The following is a 302-nucleotide window of genomic DNA, read 5'->3' as shown; positions in this document are numbered from 1 at the left end:
CTTCAACTCAAGTCTGTAGTCATTAAGAAATTTAAGCCTGGATACTCACTAAGTGATCACATCAATCGAAAAAATCTCATACAGACTGAACCTACAAAGAAGAATAAGGTTTGGTCAACCGACATTACTTATATTCCTACTCAACAAGGATGGGCTTATCTCTCAACCATTATGGATCGTTATACTAAAAAAGTCATTGCTTGGGATTTGGGCAAGCGAATGACTGTAGAATTAGTGCAAAGAACTTTAAATAAGGCCATTAAATCACAAGACTATCCAGAAGCTGTTATTCTTCATTCTGA

1 protein-coding gene is annotated in these 302 nt (G+C 35.8%); it reads left to right on the top strand.

Going from position 1 to position 302, the window contains the following annotated elements; all coding sequences use genetic code 11:
* Positions 1 to 302, top strand: a 302-nt coding sequence (locus FDX09_RS19595; protein ID WP_137347739.1) for a DDE-type integrase/transposase/recombinase, incomplete at both ends; no start/stop codon positions are given.

The organism is Citrobacter sp. wls717 (assembly GCF_005280955.1).
Taxonomy (GTDB): Bacteria; Pseudomonadota; Gammaproteobacteria; order Enterobacterales; family Enterobacteriaceae; genus Citrobacter; species Citrobacter werkmanii.
Note: the sequence above shows the minus strand (reverse complement) of the source record. Positions and strands in the feature narration are given on the sequence as shown.